17 protein-coding genes are annotated in these 15,004 nt (G+C 30.3%); 4 read left to right on the top strand and 13 right to left on the bottom strand.

What is annotated here, in order from left to right; translation table 11 throughout:
- Positions 1-21 precede the first annotated feature (21 nt).
- The 4 genes from H9I45_RS08605 to H9I45_RS08590 all read right to left on the bottom strand — a co-directional run bounded on the left by H9I45_RS08605 (position 22) and on the right by H9I45_RS08590 (position 2,823).
- Positions 22-873, bottom strand: a complete 852-nt coding sequence (locus tag H9I45_RS08605; protein WP_191141253.1) for an IS3 family transposase — start codon at positions 871-873, stop codon at positions 22-24.
- On the bottom strand, positions 873-1,244 hold the full coding sequence (locus H9I45_RS08600; protein WP_088355218.1) for a transposase: 372 nt from the start codon (positions 1,242-1,244) through the stop codon (positions 873-875). Before H9I45_RS08600 ends, H9I45_RS08605 begins: the two co-directional genes overlap by 1 nt.
- 189 nt (positions 1,245-1,433) lie before the next feature.
- Positions 1,434-2,024, bottom strand: coding sequence for a hypothetical protein (locus tag H9I45_RS08595; protein WP_088355217.1), 591 nt, complete (start codon positions 2,022-2,024; stop codon positions 1,434-1,436).
- A 214-nt stretch (positions 2,025-2,238) separates the two neighbouring features.
- Positions 2,239-2,823: a carboxypeptidase-like regulatory domain-containing protein gene (locus H9I45_RS08590; RefSeq protein WP_088355216.1), complete on the bottom strand. Its 585-nt coding sequence runs from the start codon at positions 2,821-2,823 to the stop codon at positions 2,239-2,241.
- Between the two features lie 221 nt (positions 2,824-3,044).
- Between H9I45_RS08590 and H9I45_RS08585 the strand changes: the two genes are divergently transcribed.
- The 3 genes from H9I45_RS08585 to H9I45_RS08575 are packed head-to-tail and all read left to right on the top strand — an operon-like array spanning position 3,045 to position 4,933.
- Complete coding sequence (locus H9I45_RS08585; RefSeq protein ID WP_088355215.1) at positions 3,045-3,812, top strand: hypothetical protein; 768 nt, start codon at positions 3,045-3,047, stop codon at positions 3,810-3,812.
- Entirely contained in the window at positions 3,802-4,434 is a 633-nt protein-coding gene (locus H9I45_RS08580; protein ID WP_088355214.1) for a hypothetical protein, read from the top strand. The genes H9I45_RS08585 and H9I45_RS08580 overlap by 11 nt, the downstream gene beginning before the upstream one ends.
- Positions 4,409-4,933, top strand: a complete 525-nt coding sequence (locus H9I45_RS08575) for a hypothetical protein (protein WP_140422779.1) — start codon at positions 4,409-4,411, stop codon at positions 4,931-4,933. The genes H9I45_RS08580 and H9I45_RS08575 overlap by 26 nt, the downstream gene beginning before the upstream one ends.
- Before the next feature lie 163 nt (positions 4,934-5,096).
- On the opposite strand, the gene H9I45_RS08570 is transcribed toward H9I45_RS08575, so the two are convergent.
- From H9I45_RS08570 to rpsO, 9 genes are all read right to left on the bottom strand, one after another.
- Positions 5,097-5,498: a GNAT family N-acetyltransferase gene (locus tag H9I45_RS08570; protein WP_191141225.1), complete on the bottom strand. Its 402-nt coding sequence runs from the start codon at positions 5,496-5,498 to the stop codon at positions 5,097-5,099.
- Positions 5,499-5,729: 231 nt separating this feature from the next.
- Positions 5,730-6,167, bottom strand: a complete 438-nt coding sequence (locus H9I45_RS08565; RefSeq protein ID WP_088355395.1) for a hypothetical protein — start codon at positions 6,165-6,167, stop codon at positions 5,730-5,732.
- 3 nt (positions 6,168-6,170) lie between these two features.
- Positions 6,171-6,596 (bottom strand): hypothetical protein, encoded by a 426-nt coding sequence (locus H9I45_RS08560; RefSeq protein ID WP_088355396.1) that lies wholly within the window; start codon positions 6,594-6,596, stop codon positions 6,171-6,173.
- Positions 6,597-6,765: 169 nt separating this feature from the next.
- A complete protein-coding gene (locus H9I45_RS08555) occupies positions 6,766-7,182 on the bottom strand; it encodes a hypothetical protein (protein ID WP_140422785.1) in 417 nt (138 codons plus the stop codon).
- Between the two features lie 160 nt (positions 7,183-7,342).
- The gene (locus H9I45_RS08550) at positions 7,343-8,134 is read right to left on the bottom strand and encodes a hypothetical protein (RefSeq protein ID WP_088355398.1); all 792 of its coding nucleotides are present in this window, start codon (positions 8,132-8,134) and stop codon (positions 7,343-7,345) included.
- 161 nt (positions 8,135-8,295) lie between these two features.
- Entirely contained in the window at positions 8,296-9,069 is a 774-nt protein-coding gene (locus H9I45_RS08545) for an HNH endonuclease (RefSeq protein WP_088355399.1), read from the bottom strand.
- A gap of 569 nt (positions 9,070-9,638) precedes the next feature.
- On the bottom strand, positions 9,639-10,808 hold the full coding sequence (locus H9I45_RS08540; protein WP_088355400.1) for a tyrosine-type recombinase/integrase: 1,170 nt from the start codon (positions 10,806-10,808) through the stop codon (positions 9,639-9,641).
- 99 nt (positions 10,809-10,907) lie between these two features.
- Positions 10,908-13,139 (bottom strand): polyribonucleotide nucleotidyltransferase, encoded by a 2,232-nt coding sequence (locus H9I45_RS08535; protein WP_088355401.1) that lies wholly within the window; start codon positions 13,137-13,139, stop codon positions 10,908-10,910.
- A gap of 278 nt (positions 13,140-13,417) precedes the next feature.
- Positions 13,418-13,687: a 30S ribosomal protein S15 gene (rpsO, locus tag H9I45_RS08530; protein WP_088355402.1), complete on the bottom strand. Its 270-nt coding sequence runs from the start codon at positions 13,685-13,687 to the stop codon at positions 13,418-13,420.
- A gap of 491 nt (positions 13,688-14,178) precedes the next feature.
- Between rpsO and H9I45_RS08525 the strand changes: the two genes are divergently transcribed.
- A complete protein-coding gene (locus tag H9I45_RS08525) occupies positions 14,179-15,003 on the top strand; it encodes a prephenate dehydratase (protein ID WP_088355403.1) in 825 nt (274 codons plus the stop codon).
- The last annotated feature ends 1 nt before the right edge of the window (position 15,004 follow it).

Below are 15,004 nucleotides of genomic sequence, written 5' to 3'. Positions count from 1 at the left end.
GGCTACAGGTTAAAATTGAATTTACGCTGATAATTTATATACCATATTAGGTGTTTTATAATCTAAAGATAAGTGTAATCTTATTTCGTTGTATAAATTAATTGCATTTTTTGCGGCTCTCTTAGCGTGAGCCACATTATCAAAGGTTTGGTCTAAGTAAAATTCATCTTTCAAAATTCCATTTACACGTTCTGCCATAGCGTTTTCGTAACAATGATTTTCTTCGGTCATACTAATATCTATCTTTTTTCTTTTAAGTATTTGTGTGTATACATTGCTACAATATTGTATTCCTCTGTCTGAATGATGAATAAGGTGTTTAATGTTTTTAGCTTGATAAATCGCCTTATTAAGCGCTCTCACACAACCTTTTAATTCCAAGCTATCACTAAGGTCATAACCCACTATTTTTCTAGAATGCATATCAGTTATTAAAGCCAAGTAACAAAACCCTTTTACGGTTCTAATATAAGTTATATCACTAACCCAAACCTGGTTAGCTCTAGTAACTTCTAAGTCTTTTATAATGTTCTTATATTTATAAAAACGATGATAAGAGTTAGTTGTTATAGCACTGGTTTTTCTTCTAAGTGTTAGCATTTGGTGTTTTCTAAGAACATTAAATAGTGTGTCTCTACCAACTTTAATATTGGCTTTAATAAAATCTGTATTTAACGATTTTACAAGTTTTCTTACGCCTTCTCTAGGAAGGGATTTGCGTCTTTTTCGAACTATATTTATAATTTGTTGTTCTAGTTTTAAACGGTTATCAGCTCTAGATTTGTATTTATAATACGCATCACGTTTAAGTCCAAAACAGTGTGTTATAGTGGTTAAAGAAACAAATCCCTTAGATTTTTCTTTAGCTTTAATTAAGGCTTTATACTTAACTTTTTTTTTAGTTCAGCAATAGATTTGTAACCGAGATCTTCTGCAGCTACTTCTAGATAGGATTCTTCTACCATAGCATCGAGATCCTTTTTAAGTAACAGTTTTTTAAGTTGTTCTATTTCTTTTTGAAGTGCTTTAATTCTAGATATTTCGTCTTTAGTTTCCACTTTTACTCTGGTGTTCATTAAGTCTTTGCGATTGTACTTTCTAATCCACTCATTAACGGTTGTAGGAGCAATAGAGTAGAGTTTACAAAGTTCGCTCTTTGTGTGTTTTCCGATTGTAAGTTCGGCTAAAATTTTTAATTTAAAAGGTTCACTGTAACGTCTAATTACTTTGTCATTTCTATACATAATGTTTAAAATTATGTAGCCTTTATTCAGGACGGGTCATAATTGCTCACAACGTGATTGTGTATGGTTAGTTGCGTGGTTAAGCAACTAATTTAGTAAACAAATACTTGCCAGAGAAAATTCCGAAGGAATTTTCCAAATAAGCACTTGCCAAAGCAATTAATTATACACGGTGTTACCACACGTTTTTTATTCTAATTCTGTCATTGTGTGCTCAATATCAGTTTTATGGAAGGTTCTTAAATTTATTGTTTTTCCGTTTTGTTTTTCAATCAGATAAGGAACATCCCCATCCATAAAAAGAATATCATATCCATTAAAATTAATTCTTTCCCAAGATGATGTATTATAATTTGGATTTTTATTCGATTTCCTCACAAGAGTAGAATCAGTTTTAAAGTAAATCGTATCTTGAAATTTTCTATTTTTCCAAAAGAATTTTTTTCCAATAAAGTCAATCTTTTGGTTGTGCTTTTTAGTTTCTGGTAACTTTCGGTAAACGTGTTGAAATTCGTTATTCGGAATTTTTATCACTAATGAATCAGACTCCACTTTCACGATTTCATAATATTCCAAGGGATTGTCTTCTGAATAATCTTCGTTAAAAATAATATCGTTTGAAAAATACATATTCTTACTTTCTCGAAGTTCAGTTCCGTAATCATATTTTGAGCCTTTTGAATAGCACTTATTATTTTTAAAAGTCAATAAATTCCGTTCGGGAAAAGCATTAGTTCCATTTTCCGATTTTGAATATTCTCCAATCCAAGTTCCTTTCAAATCCTTGTCGGTTTGACAAGCTGATAGAAAAAGGACTAAAATTAATAATATGCTCGTTGTTTTTCTCAAATGTGTGGTAACGGTCTCGTATAACCGTCAGTTACGGGTTTATATGCGTTTATTTTCGGTTTAGCACAGGCTTTAGCAATTCCGAGTGGATTCGGACGTAGTCGAATCCGCCGTAATTGCGGTTATACATTGTTGTAGCACGTTTTTATATTTGTATTGTTACGTTATATTTATTTTTTTCAGAACATTCGGTTGTGCTGAAACTTTTTGATTTTCTTTTTCCATTAACACAATCTATAATTTCTGAAATTTCGTTGTCAGTTAGTTCTGTTTTTGAGTCAATTTGATAAATCCGTAATTCTTGTCCTAATCCGAGTTTAATTTTAAATTCAGTTGTTGAGTTTTCTTTAATTCTAAAGTCAGTTTTGAATTGGTCATATCCCACGTAATTTATTTCAATCGAATATTCTCCAGTTGGTAATTCCGTTTTAAAATTTCCTTCAAAATCGGCTTGTATTTGTTTGCTTAAAGTTTTGTTTTTGGAAATGATTTTAATATAAACTCCTGAAATCGGATTATTAAGTTTGTCAAAAATCTGACCTTTTAATTCAGTTCTTTTTGAGTTCTTTTTTTCGGAAACCTTAAACTCGTTTTTGTCATTTTCGTTTTGAAATGAAAAAGTATATTGAAATCCGTATTCTTTGGTTTTGTCAATATCATTCAGTTCCCAATTTTGTGAAAACGAGTTAAATGAAATTGTAAAAAAGAATAGAATTAATATATGTTTCATCGTTTTTCTCAAATGTGCTACAACGGTTTTGTGTATGATTAGTTGCGTGTTTCAAGCACTAAAGTTAGCAAATATAAACTGGATAGGAAATCTGCAAGGATTTTCGTAAGTAGGCGATAGCCAAGCAATTAATTATACACAGTGTTAGGTGTAGTTTTATTAGATTTAATCCTTTTTTTTAAGTAAATTTGCAAACTATTTATACTAAAACTAATTTAAAAGTGTTTGGATTTCAAAAATCAGAGTACAAAGTTTTTAATAGAAATTTTTTAAGAAAAGTTGTCTTTAGAATTGACTTTAAAAAATCGGATAAATTTCAGTTAAATGAAGAATCTATCAAGTCAGTATTTTCAGAATCATTTCCAAGATTTGTAAAAGCCGAAGGTAATGGTGTTCAGATAACTTTGGGTAATCAAAACCCTAAATTTGAACAATTAAAAGGAAATGAAAGCTATATTCTTAAATCAAGTGATGGTTTAACAACAATCGAAATTAACGAAAGAATTTTTTCATTGTCATTTGACAATACAGCTTATAAGTCATCAGATAATATAAGAAGTTTATTAAGTTTAATTGATAAGTTTTTTAATGGGAAAATTGATGTTTTAGATAGAATATCTTTAAAAAAAATAAATATTATAGAGTTTGACAACAATGATAATCCAAATGGCATTCTTTATTTCTTGTTAAATAATAGTGTTATTGGTAATGTCGATTCTTTTCCTAATACTGACTTAATAAATCATAATTTACAATCAGTCAATTATAGGAATGATGATTTTTATTTGAATTTGAAATATGGTATGAATATACCTCCTGTTTCAAATATGAAAATTGGACAAGTAATTATTGATATAGAGTTAGTAAAACACACTATAAGTCAATTGTCTGAACTTGGTGCAGTTTTTGATGATATAAATGATGAAGTTTACAATGTTTTTTGTACATTAATAAACGATAATGCAAAATCAATATTAAATGGAAACTAAAAATTATAAAATAGTAGATTCAAATTCTGATTTGGATGTTATAATGGAAGATTACAATGAATTAGCATCGTCATTTTCGTTTAAGTACTTAAAGGTAGGTGTTTTAGGAACAGCTCTTTTATGTTCTTCTCCATCTATATATGCGAATGAATCTAAAAGTTATAATATCAAACAAGAAATTCAAGATAATTCTTTAGGAATTGTTAGTGACTGTGATAATTTAATTAATGAGTTTATTGAATCAGTTAATAATTTTCAAAAAATTAGATTTACTAAAAAAGAAGTAATTCAAGATATTTTATCATTCAAATCATTGGTTAATAATTGGGATGGTTACAAGGCATTGCCTTTAGAAATAGAAAGTGCGAGTAATACAATTTATTTAATTAATTTATTAGATGATAAAATTGTTGGAAGTTTAGATGATTTATATCCAAATCCACACGGAACAATTTCTTTTGAATGGACTAATAAATTGAATGAAAAAGTATATTTAGAAGTAGGAAATGAATCATTTTCATATTTTGCGAAATTCAATTCTTCTGAACCTTTGTTTTTTGATAATTTAGAAATATCAGATGAAAATATTGAAATGCTTGCAAAATATATTAGGGCTGTCTAATAAAAAAGATGTTACACAAGAGATTCGTATTCCAAATGATTTCTCGGAATCAGAAAAAATATCTAGAACGATTTTTTCTCCAATGAATATAAAAAGTGATGAATCTTTAAGAAATAACTCATTTACTACACCTGCAGGTTTAGATGAAGTTTCAGTCAATAGACTCGATTATTCAACTCCAAACTTTATAAAAAAGATAAGTAAATTTATAGCAAATCCAGATTCAGGAAGAAGTTATTTTGGTATTGCTATTATTGATGTAAAAGAAATATCCGATTCCGATTCTGATATTGTATACACTCCAAATGAAATAGAGATAAATGATGTTCGGTTGGAAAATAAATTTCATTCCGATATTAAAATTGGTTTTGTTAAAGAAGCAGGAAAGCCATTACCTATGAAATTCGCTTATAAAGTAGAACAAATGGTAACTAAAGCTCGGTTTTATAAAGATAATGATTCCAATTCTGAAACTTGGAATGGTGATGATTTGGTTTAATTACACCTAACGTGTTTGTATAAGAATAGTTGCGGGTTTGTATGCGAGGATTTTCCGAAGGAAAATCAGACGTTACAAACTCGCAACGACCTTTGGTTAAGCACTAAACCGCAATTATTTTTATACAGTGTTGTGCATCAGGCTTTTTTATATCTAAATTAAATTATTCAGTTCGACGTATTATAAATCCATTTTCAACTTTATCAAATCCAATTTTAGGATAGTATTCCATTGCTAATGGTGCGGAAAGCAAAATTAATGCAGTTTGTTTACCTATTTCTTTTTCTGTCAGTTTTATTAGTTGCCTTCCGATTCCTTCTTTTTGGTATTCGCTTTTCACAGCTAAATCCGACAAATAGCAAGCATAACAAAAATCAGTTATTGAGCGTGATATTCCAATCAGCTCATTATTCAACCACGCGGTTATAATCAGATTAGAATTTTTATACATTTTAGTAATTCGGTCGCTATCTTTTGTCGGTCTTTTGATTCCCGAACTATCATAAACCTCAATTATTTCAGATGTTTTTGGAACTATTCCGATTTTAAATTCTATATTTTTCATTTCGATTAGTCGTTTTTTTAGCTTGTGCACAACGGTTTTGTGTATGGCTCGTTGCGTGTAAATTAGCGATTATTTTTCGGTTGAGCACAAGCCAGATTTTTAAATTTCACTATTTATCTTTTTATTGGAAATCGTCAAATTTAAAAATTTGGCGACTTTCCAAATATGCTTTTATTTTGGATTAATCAACTGATTAGCAATGAGCTATACACGTTGTTGTGCGTTCGTACTTTATTTTCGTTTTCGTTTTCTCCTGTTTTTGTTATTTCGCCAAAATTTTGGTTTCGGCAATGTATTTTCCACTATTTCAATTCCTTTGTTTCTTAAAATCATTTCAATTAGTTCAGTTTCTTGGTCAAATTGCATAGCCAAATCTTTTATCGTCACGCCTTTCAAATAATTGGATTGAATTTTTTGTTGGTCGATTTCTGTGATATGTTTTAAGTCCAATTCCGATTTGTTGGGAAGCTTGGCTTGATAACTTTGAAGGACTTTGATAATGTCTGATAAAACTGACGGATTGATTTTAATTGATTCCGACTTCTTGTTTGAGTCAAGGATAGTTTGAATTATCTCAACATAAAGTTTTCCATTGTCGTGCTTAACTAAGTCAATTAAAAAATCACTTTTATCAAATTCTAGTTGTGTGGTTTCGATTATTGTTTTCATTGGTCAAAACTCTCTGTTCCATTTAGGAAGTTGCCCGTAAATCTCAAAGTATCTTTGCAAAATCAAACCTTCCACGAAAGAAGGAATGTCGGTATTGTTTTTATCAAAAGTTTCATACCAATAAACGTCAAGTGCGTCTATTTTTTCATCTGTCAATTTTAGTTTCCAAGTTTGTTTTCTTGGTCCGCCAAATTGTTTTCCGTTAATAATTCGGTCGCACATTCCGCCAATCCGCACTTTTTTAGTTCCGTTCTGTTTTATTTTTCCGGAACAACCAATGTAAACCAAATTAATTCGCCCGTTTTTAAGTTCGTAAACGAGATAAATTCCAACTCCATTTTTTGGTGCGTTGCATACTTTTCCAAGTTCTTCGTTTGTCGCAAAAAAGAAATGGTCTTTTGATTTGTATTTTTCTAACTCTTCAAACATTCAGTTACGAGGGTGTTTTTGTATGACGCACAACGTCTGTGTATAAGAAAAGTTGCGGTTTTGTCAGCGAGGAATTTCCGAAGGAAATTCAGAAGTTGATAAAAATGCAACTGCCTTTAGTTAAGCACTAATTTAGCAATTTTTTTTATACGGTGTTGGCAACTGGCTTTTATTTTTCGTTCAACTTGTTTAATTTATCAGCGTATTCTTTCGGGATTTTTTCTTGAGTTTTTAAAAGTATTGCTCGATATTCATATTCAAGATTTGAGTTGTTCGGTTTAGCTACAATTTGATATTTATTTTCAGTAATTTTTTTATAGGTATTCAACCATATAATTGAATCAATTCCGATTTTTTTCTTTTCAATTCCACTAACCAAATAAGTAGAGTCTGTTTGATATTCAACTTGTGCAATTAATTCAGAATTATCTAAATTTTTTTCAATCTGAAAATTTTTAATTCTATAAATAGTTCCAACTATAGAGTCATTTTCATACAAATCAAATGTTCCACTTTCAATTCCTTTTTTTTCAGAATTACAACTTACTATTAAAATAGATGTTAAAATGAGTAGAATGTTTTTCATTTTTCGTTCAGTTTTTGCTTGTTGCCAACGTGTTTGTATATGGTTTGTTGCGTGGTTAAGCAACTAAGTTAACAAATAAAAACCGAATAGAAAATCCGCGAGGATTTTCGTAAGTAGGCTAGAACTAGCAATAAATTATATACGGTGTTGCCATTAGTTTTTATTCTCCTTTTTCAAATTCAAAAGCCTTTTTTTGAGCATCGTACATATCGACCATTGCTTTTTTGAAGATGATATCAGATTCCATTTCGCTTAATTTCGTTCCAGTTGCTTTTTCGGTTAATTCAATTGATTCATTAAGAAAATTTGATTTAAATTCTGCGTCATTATTGAATTTATTAATAACACTTTTAAATGCTTCTTCAAATGTACTTTCAGAATCCTTATAATAGAAATTGGTTTTTAATTTATCCAATTCCAAATAAGATTCCACGATATTCCCATTCTCTAATAAATCTTCGAATAATTTACTAAAACTCACATAAATTTCTTCTGGACTTACAGTTTGACTTGCAGAAATAAAACCAGAATAAGGTGATTTTTTATAAGGGTCAACTCCTTTGTATAGAAATCTACCATTGCAAACTCCCATTGTCACAAACAAAGTGTTGTTATTCGTTATATTTATAGGTCGCAAAAGGTCAATGATTTCACTCCAAATAATTAATTCTCCATTAGATAAAACTAAACCTTGCAAATCATCGTCTCCGTGTATTTCAAAATGAAGAAGTAGTCCACCAGTTAAATGTTCTGCGTTAGTTTGATAATATTTTATAATTTCAATAAAATCGTTTTTACTATTAACTTGATGTAAATTATGTGTAAAATCTTTTTCGTAAAGTCTAATTCGTCTTTCAATTACATCATCGTAAAGTGCTTTTCCTGTATAAGTAATTCCATCACTTTCGGGAAGGCTTTCAATCACGATTATATGTTTAATTTTTCCTATCAATACGGTTTTTCTTAAATTAATGGCAACGTTGTTGTATATGGTTTGTTGCGTGTTTCAAGCAACTAATTTAGTAAATAAAACACGAACCAAGAAAATCCGAGAGGATTTTCGTAAGTAGGCTAGAACTAGCAATAAATTATATATGGTGTTAGGCAACGTTTTTATTTTTCCATCATTAGTTTTAATTCCTCAATTGTTGGTTCTTTTCCATTCAATTTTCTGTGTAACATAGAATGACAATTCGGACAAACAGGAATTAAGTCTTTCTTATAATCGATTTTATAATTTTTTCCGATTTCGTTAATTGGAACTATATGATGAATGTGAATAAAATCTTCTCCAATTTCTCCATAAACTTTTTTAAAATTCAGATTACAGACTTTACAGTTCAGTCCGTGATAATTTACTGCGTTTTCTCGTGCTTTTGAACTTCGTTCGTATTTATTTACTATTACTGTTTTTTTTGCTCCTTCGTATTCCGTTTCACTTTCTTTTAAAGTTTCTGGAAAAAAGTCAGTTTGATAATTATCTGTGAAATAAGTGTCAATGTACTTTTGTAGAATTTCGTTTTTAATTTTCATTGGACCTTGAGGTGCTGCTTTCAGTCCATTTTCTTTAAGATTCACAAGTTTCATTCTGTTGTTTGAAATCTGCTCAATTAGCCTTAAAGTCATAAATTTTCCATCTAAAGATTTTAAATATTCTTCTTGGTCAATCCAATATTCTTTATCGTCTCTAATTTGTGAAGAGTCTAAATCAATTCTGTCAACTATACATTTGTACTGCAACATCATTAAAGGTCGTGTACAATAAATGTAAACTATATCTCCAACTTCAAATTTAGTTTTTCCTTGTCTCCAATCTATTGAACCATAATGTTCAAATGAACTTGAATGGTCGTACATTTTGGAATTTGCTGAAATTATCCAATTCATCTATTATTCTCGATTTTTGTCAAATGTTGCCTAACGGTTTTGTATAAGAATAGTTGCGATTTTGTGCGCGAGGAATTTCAGCATGAAATTCAGAAGTGTGCAAAATTGCAACTGCCTTTAGTTAAGCTAAAAGTAGCAATTATTTTTATACTTTGTTAGCTTTAGTGCTTTTTTGTCCGTTTATTTTTTATTCAATATTAAATTTCGGTCAGCTTTTTAATTCCGCATTTTATGTTTTATTCAGCTCGACTTTCATTCCGCAAACTTGCTCAAATTCCGCAATATTTTTGTTCAGATTTTGAGTAGGCAATTCCGCAACTTGCTAAATTCTGATTGAATGAAATTCCGCTTTTCAATTCAGTTTTCGATTCCGCAAACGAGCTAAAAAGTCAGACGCAATTCAATTCAGAGTTTGAGTGATTATTCAGCTCAATATTCCGCATTTTATTTTTAAATTCTGCTTTAAATGACTTTTGATTTAAACCTGAAATTTTCGGTTTTGCAATGTCCCGAGCATTAAAGCTAACTCGTTATATAATAACTTTTATTAACGATATCCCGTAAATAAATCAGGATATGGAAATTTCTTTATTGTTATATCCTTGTAAAGATAAATTATTTATTGCAGTATCTAAAGGACTTTTTATTTGCTCTAAATCCTTTCTGGTTACGTGTGTATAAATCATCGTAGTTTCTGGCCTACTATGCCCTAATAATTCTTGAATATGTCTTATGCCAATTCCTTGCTCTAACATATGCGTTGCATAACTGTGTCTTAATGTATGTGGTGTTGCATTTTTAGTAATTTTTGCTAATCTTAAGCTCTGTTTTAAGAAAGAGCGAATAGATTCTGCACTGTATTTACCGCCTTTTGGATTTTCTATAAAATATTTTTTAGGTTTATAGGTTTTATAGTAGTTTTTAATCAATGGAAAAACACTTTCGGCTATTGTGGCATATCTATCTTTACGACCTTTGCTATTTTGAATGTGAAGTTGCTTTCGTTTAAAATCGAAATCGCTTAATTGTAAATCTATAATTTCGCTAATTCGTAAGCCAGAAGAATATAACATCGCCAAAATTACACGATGTTTTAGGTTCTTGGTCGCTTGCAATAGAGATATTACTTCTTCGATGCTTAAAACAATAGGTAGTTTTCTATCTTTTTTAGGCATATAAATTTTATCTATATTAATAGAGCAAGCTGGGTAAAAATGAGCAAAATGCTTAAAGCCACTAACCATTTGTCTATGTGTGCTTACAGCATAATTTAATGAGGTAACTGCCCACTCAATATAGTTTCTAACATCATTTTCGTTGAGATTATCTACTGGTTTTTGTTCTGTAAAACGTAAAAATTCTAGAATAAAATTACTATAACTCGCTATAGTACTTTTGCTAAATCGCTTTCCTTTTAAATAGTCCAAATAATGTTTATAAACAATCGTTTTTTCTTTATTTAAAGTTTTTTGTTCAATTTTTATACCTCTTGTCGATATTCTTTGTGCAACTTCGTTTTTGTTATTTGTAATAATTTGAATGTCTCCTTTTGCTAAATATATTTTTAAATTTTCAATTCTTACTTCGTTATAGTAAATATAAAATGTGCTATGTGTCTTTGTCCATCGAACACCATGAAACTGCTTTATATATTCTTTTAATTCGAAATTATAAGGAAATTTTATAGCAATACAATGTTGAGAATTGTGTGTAAAAGCTTCTAGAGAGACATTTGTCATAAATAATAAAAATTATAAATATATTCCCATAAATATACAAAAAAACCTGTTAAGTTTAAAGCTTAACAGGTTGATTATTATATTCTTAAGAAGAGATAATTAATCCTCTTTTCTTGGTGCTCTTGGCTTTCTGTCATCACGTCTGTTATCACGTCCGCGATTATCTCTACCTCCAGAACGTTTATCGTCTCTTGGTGGTCTTGCTACATAACCTTCTGGTTTTGGTAACAATGCCTTTCTAGAAACTTTTTCTTTACGAGTTCTTGGGTCTAAACCAAAGTACTTCACATCAAAAACATCACCCATGTTTACAACATCAGTAACGTTTTCTGTACGTTCCCAAGCTAATTCAGAAACATGTAATAAAACTTCGTTTCCTGGAGCTTCCACATATTCTACAACAGCACCAAAATCTAACATTTTAATAACTTTTACTTCGTATGCGCTACCAACTTCGGGTTTAAATAACATAGATTCGATACGAGCAATTACTTGTTCGATTCCTGCTGGGTCTGTTCCTAAAATTTCGATAATTCCTTCTTCAGTTACAGCATCTTCAGTAATTACAATTGTAGTTCCTGTTTCTTTCTGTAATTCTTGAATATGTTTACCTCCTGGTCCAATAAATGCACCAATCATATCATTAGGAATTCTTCTGTTAATCATTTTTGGAGCATGTGCTTTTACATCTTCGTTTGCAGAAGGAATAGTATCTGTCAATTTCTCTAAAATGTGTAAACGACCACTTCTTGCTTGTTTTAATGCATTCACTAAAATTTCGTAAGAAAGTCCTTTTACTTTAATATCCATTTGACATGCAGTAATTCCTTCAGAAGTACCAGTTACTTTAAAATCCATATCTCCTAAATGATCTTCATCACCTAAAATATCAGATAAAACTGCGTAACGATCTCCATCAGAAATTAATCCCATAGCAATACCAGAAACTGGTCTTGTCATTTGAACTCCTGCATCCATTAATGCCATTGTTCCAGCACAAACAGTTGCCATAGAAGAAGAACCATTAGATTCTAAAACTTCGGAAACAACTCTTACTGTATATGGGCAATCGTCTGGAATCATTCCTTTTAAACCACGTTGAGCCAAGTTACCATGACCAACTTCTCTTCTAGAAGTTCCTCTTAATGGTCTTGCTTCACCTGTACAAAAAGGAGGGAAGTTATAATGTAAATAGAAATTCTCCTCACCTTCGTAAGATGGCATGTCTATTTTGTTAGCATCTCTAGAAGTTCCTAAAGTTACGGTTGCTAATGCTTGCGTTTCTCCACGAGTAAATATAGATGAACCATGTACTGATGGTAAGTAATCTACCTCACACCAAATTGGTCTAATCTCGTCAGTCTTACGACCATCTAAACGTAAACCTTCAGCTAAAGTTAATTCTCTAACTGCATTTTTTTGAGCTTTGTTGAAATATTTTCCAACCAATTCTGCATAATCAGCTAATTCTTCTTCTGTAAATGAAGCTTTTAATTCTTCTTTTACTTCGTCGAAAGCTGCAGAACGTTCTGCTTTAGAAGTTCCTTTTTTAGCAATTGCATAACATTTGTCGTAACAAAAGTCGTTTATTTTTGCAGCTAATTCTTCGTCTTCTCTTTCACCTTCGTATTCTCTTGTTTCTTTCTTTCCGAAAGCTTCAGCCAAACGAACTTGTGCAGCACATTGTACTTTTATAGCTTCGTGTGCAAACTTAATTGCGTCTGCCATTTCTTCTTCAGAAATTTCATCCATTTCACCTTCCACCATCATTACAGAATCAGCACTTGCTCCAATCATCATATCAATGTCAGATTCTGCTAATTGTGCTCTGTTTGGGTTAATTACGAATTCTCCATTTACTCTTGCAACACGTGCTTCAGAAATTGGGCATTCGAATGGAAAGTCAGACAATTGAATAGCTGCAGAAGCGGCTAAACCTGCTAATGCATCTGGCATAACATCTTCGTCATGAGACATTAATTGGATCATTACCTGTACTTCACTATGATAATCTTTTGGAAATAATGGACGTAAAACACGGTCTACCAAACGCATTGTTAAAACTTCGCCATCACTTGGTCTTGCTTCTCTTTTAAAGAATCCTCCAGGATATCTTCCTGCAGCAGCAAATTTTTCTCTATAATCTACTGTTAATGGTAAAAAGTCTACTGTACCAGCTTTGTAGCTAGATACAACTGTACATAATAACATTGCTTTACCCATTTGAACAACAACTGAACCGTGAGCTTGTTTCGCTAATTTACCGGTTTCTAATGAGATGGTTCTTCCATCTCCAAGGTCTATAACCTCTCTAAATACTTTTGGAATCATAAATTTAATTCTAATTTTTAAATTACTGTTTGTTGTTGTGTTGTTGTCTGTTGTTGCAATGGAAATACAGAATTATTGTTGGTAATTCCGATCTTTTATATGATTGCTGATGTAGTTGGCATCAGACTTTTAAATTTTTAAAGTTTGTTAGGCTTTAAAAATTAACTTTTTAGATTCCCATTTTATGGGAATAAATATTATAATATTTTGAAGCAAAAAAGCTTCAAGATTTTTCAATAAAAAAGAGGCACGTTTATAGAGCCTCTTTTTGGTAAGAATTATTTTCTAATTCCTAATTCTTTAATAATCGCACGATATCTGTTGATTTCAGTTTTCTTTAGATAATCTAATAAACTTCTTCTTTTACCTACCATCATTACTAATGAACGTTCTGTGTTAAAATCTTTACGATTTCTCTTTAAATGCTCAGTTAAGTGATTGATTCTGTGAGTGAACAATGCAATTTGCCCTTCTGAAGAACCAGTATCGTTTTTACCTTTACCGTGTTTTTCGAATAAGCTTTCTTTTACTTCTTTAGTTAAGTACATGCCAATATTATTTAAATGATTTTTATGTATATCAACGAAATTTTTTCATTGAAGGTGCAAATATACTATTATTTTATTTATTTAAATATCGATGTAAAGAGATATTTACCTCTAACATGCAATAAATAAACGTTTTTTTTATCAATGTTATTTATAATTATATATATTAAGAATTTCATATTAATTATTGATTGAAAGATTATTAAAGAAATTCGTAATTCTCACAGAATTTATAACACTATTTTTAATGATTTATTAAATTTGTTGTAAAAAACACAATAATATTTGTATATCTAAAATTAATCTTTAGATTTGTCACTCAAACAAACAGAATTTAGATGTTTAATACAACTTGGAATCGTTTCTATTTTTACTTTTACTTTTTTAGTAAGAGGAGAGACTTTGTATCATGTTGTTAAGAAACATAAAATATATATAAAGTCTCGAATTTACTTCGAGACTTTTTTTTTGATATTTTTTTATCACAAATAATGAAAGAAACAATCGCCATACAAGGAGCAGAAGGCTCAAATCATCATAAAGTTGCACGCGACTTTTATGGAAACGACATTCAGCTAAAAGAATGCATGTCTTTTGATGTTTTGGTGGATAGTTTATTGGATAAAACTGCCAATTTGGGAGTAATGGCCTTAGAAAACACGATTGCAGGTTCTATAATTCCTAATTATGCATTAATCGATAATAATAACCTACATATAATAGGTGAAGAATATTTGAATATTCATCATCATTTAATGTGTCTAGGGAATCAAACTATTGAAGATATAAAAGAAGTTTGGTCGCATCCAATGGCTTTGTTACAGTGCAAGGAGTTTTTCAAAAAACACCCACATATAAAGTTGGTAGAAGATGTAGATACTGCTGAAGTTGCGAAAAGAATATCAAAAGAAAATTTAAAAGGAATTGCTGCAATTGCGCCAAAAATAGCCGCAGAAATTTTCGATTTGGCAATTATAGAAGATGAAATTCAGACGATAAAAGACAATTCAACACGATTTGTAATTGTACAAACTAACGAGCCAGCAATTAATGAGGAAGTAAATAAAGCATCTTTAAAATTTCAATTGAATCATAAAAGAGGAAGTTTGGCAGCCATTTTAAATGTGTTAAGCGATTGTAAAATGAACTTAACAAAAATTCAATCTTTGCCAGTAATAGAAATGCCTTGGAAATATTCGTTTTTTGTAGATGTTACTTTCGAAGAATATAAGGAATACGAAAAAGCAAAAGCGATTATAGAAATAATGGCAGAAGAATTCAAAATTTTAGGAACTTATAAAAACGGCAGAAAATAAA

This window comes from Polaribacter haliotis, assembly GCF_014784055.1.
Classification (GTDB): Bacteria; Bacteroidota; Bacteroidia; order Flavobacteriales; family Flavobacteriaceae; genus Polaribacter; species Polaribacter haliotis.
Note: the sequence above shows the minus strand (reverse complement) of the source record. Positions and strands in the feature narration are given on the sequence as shown.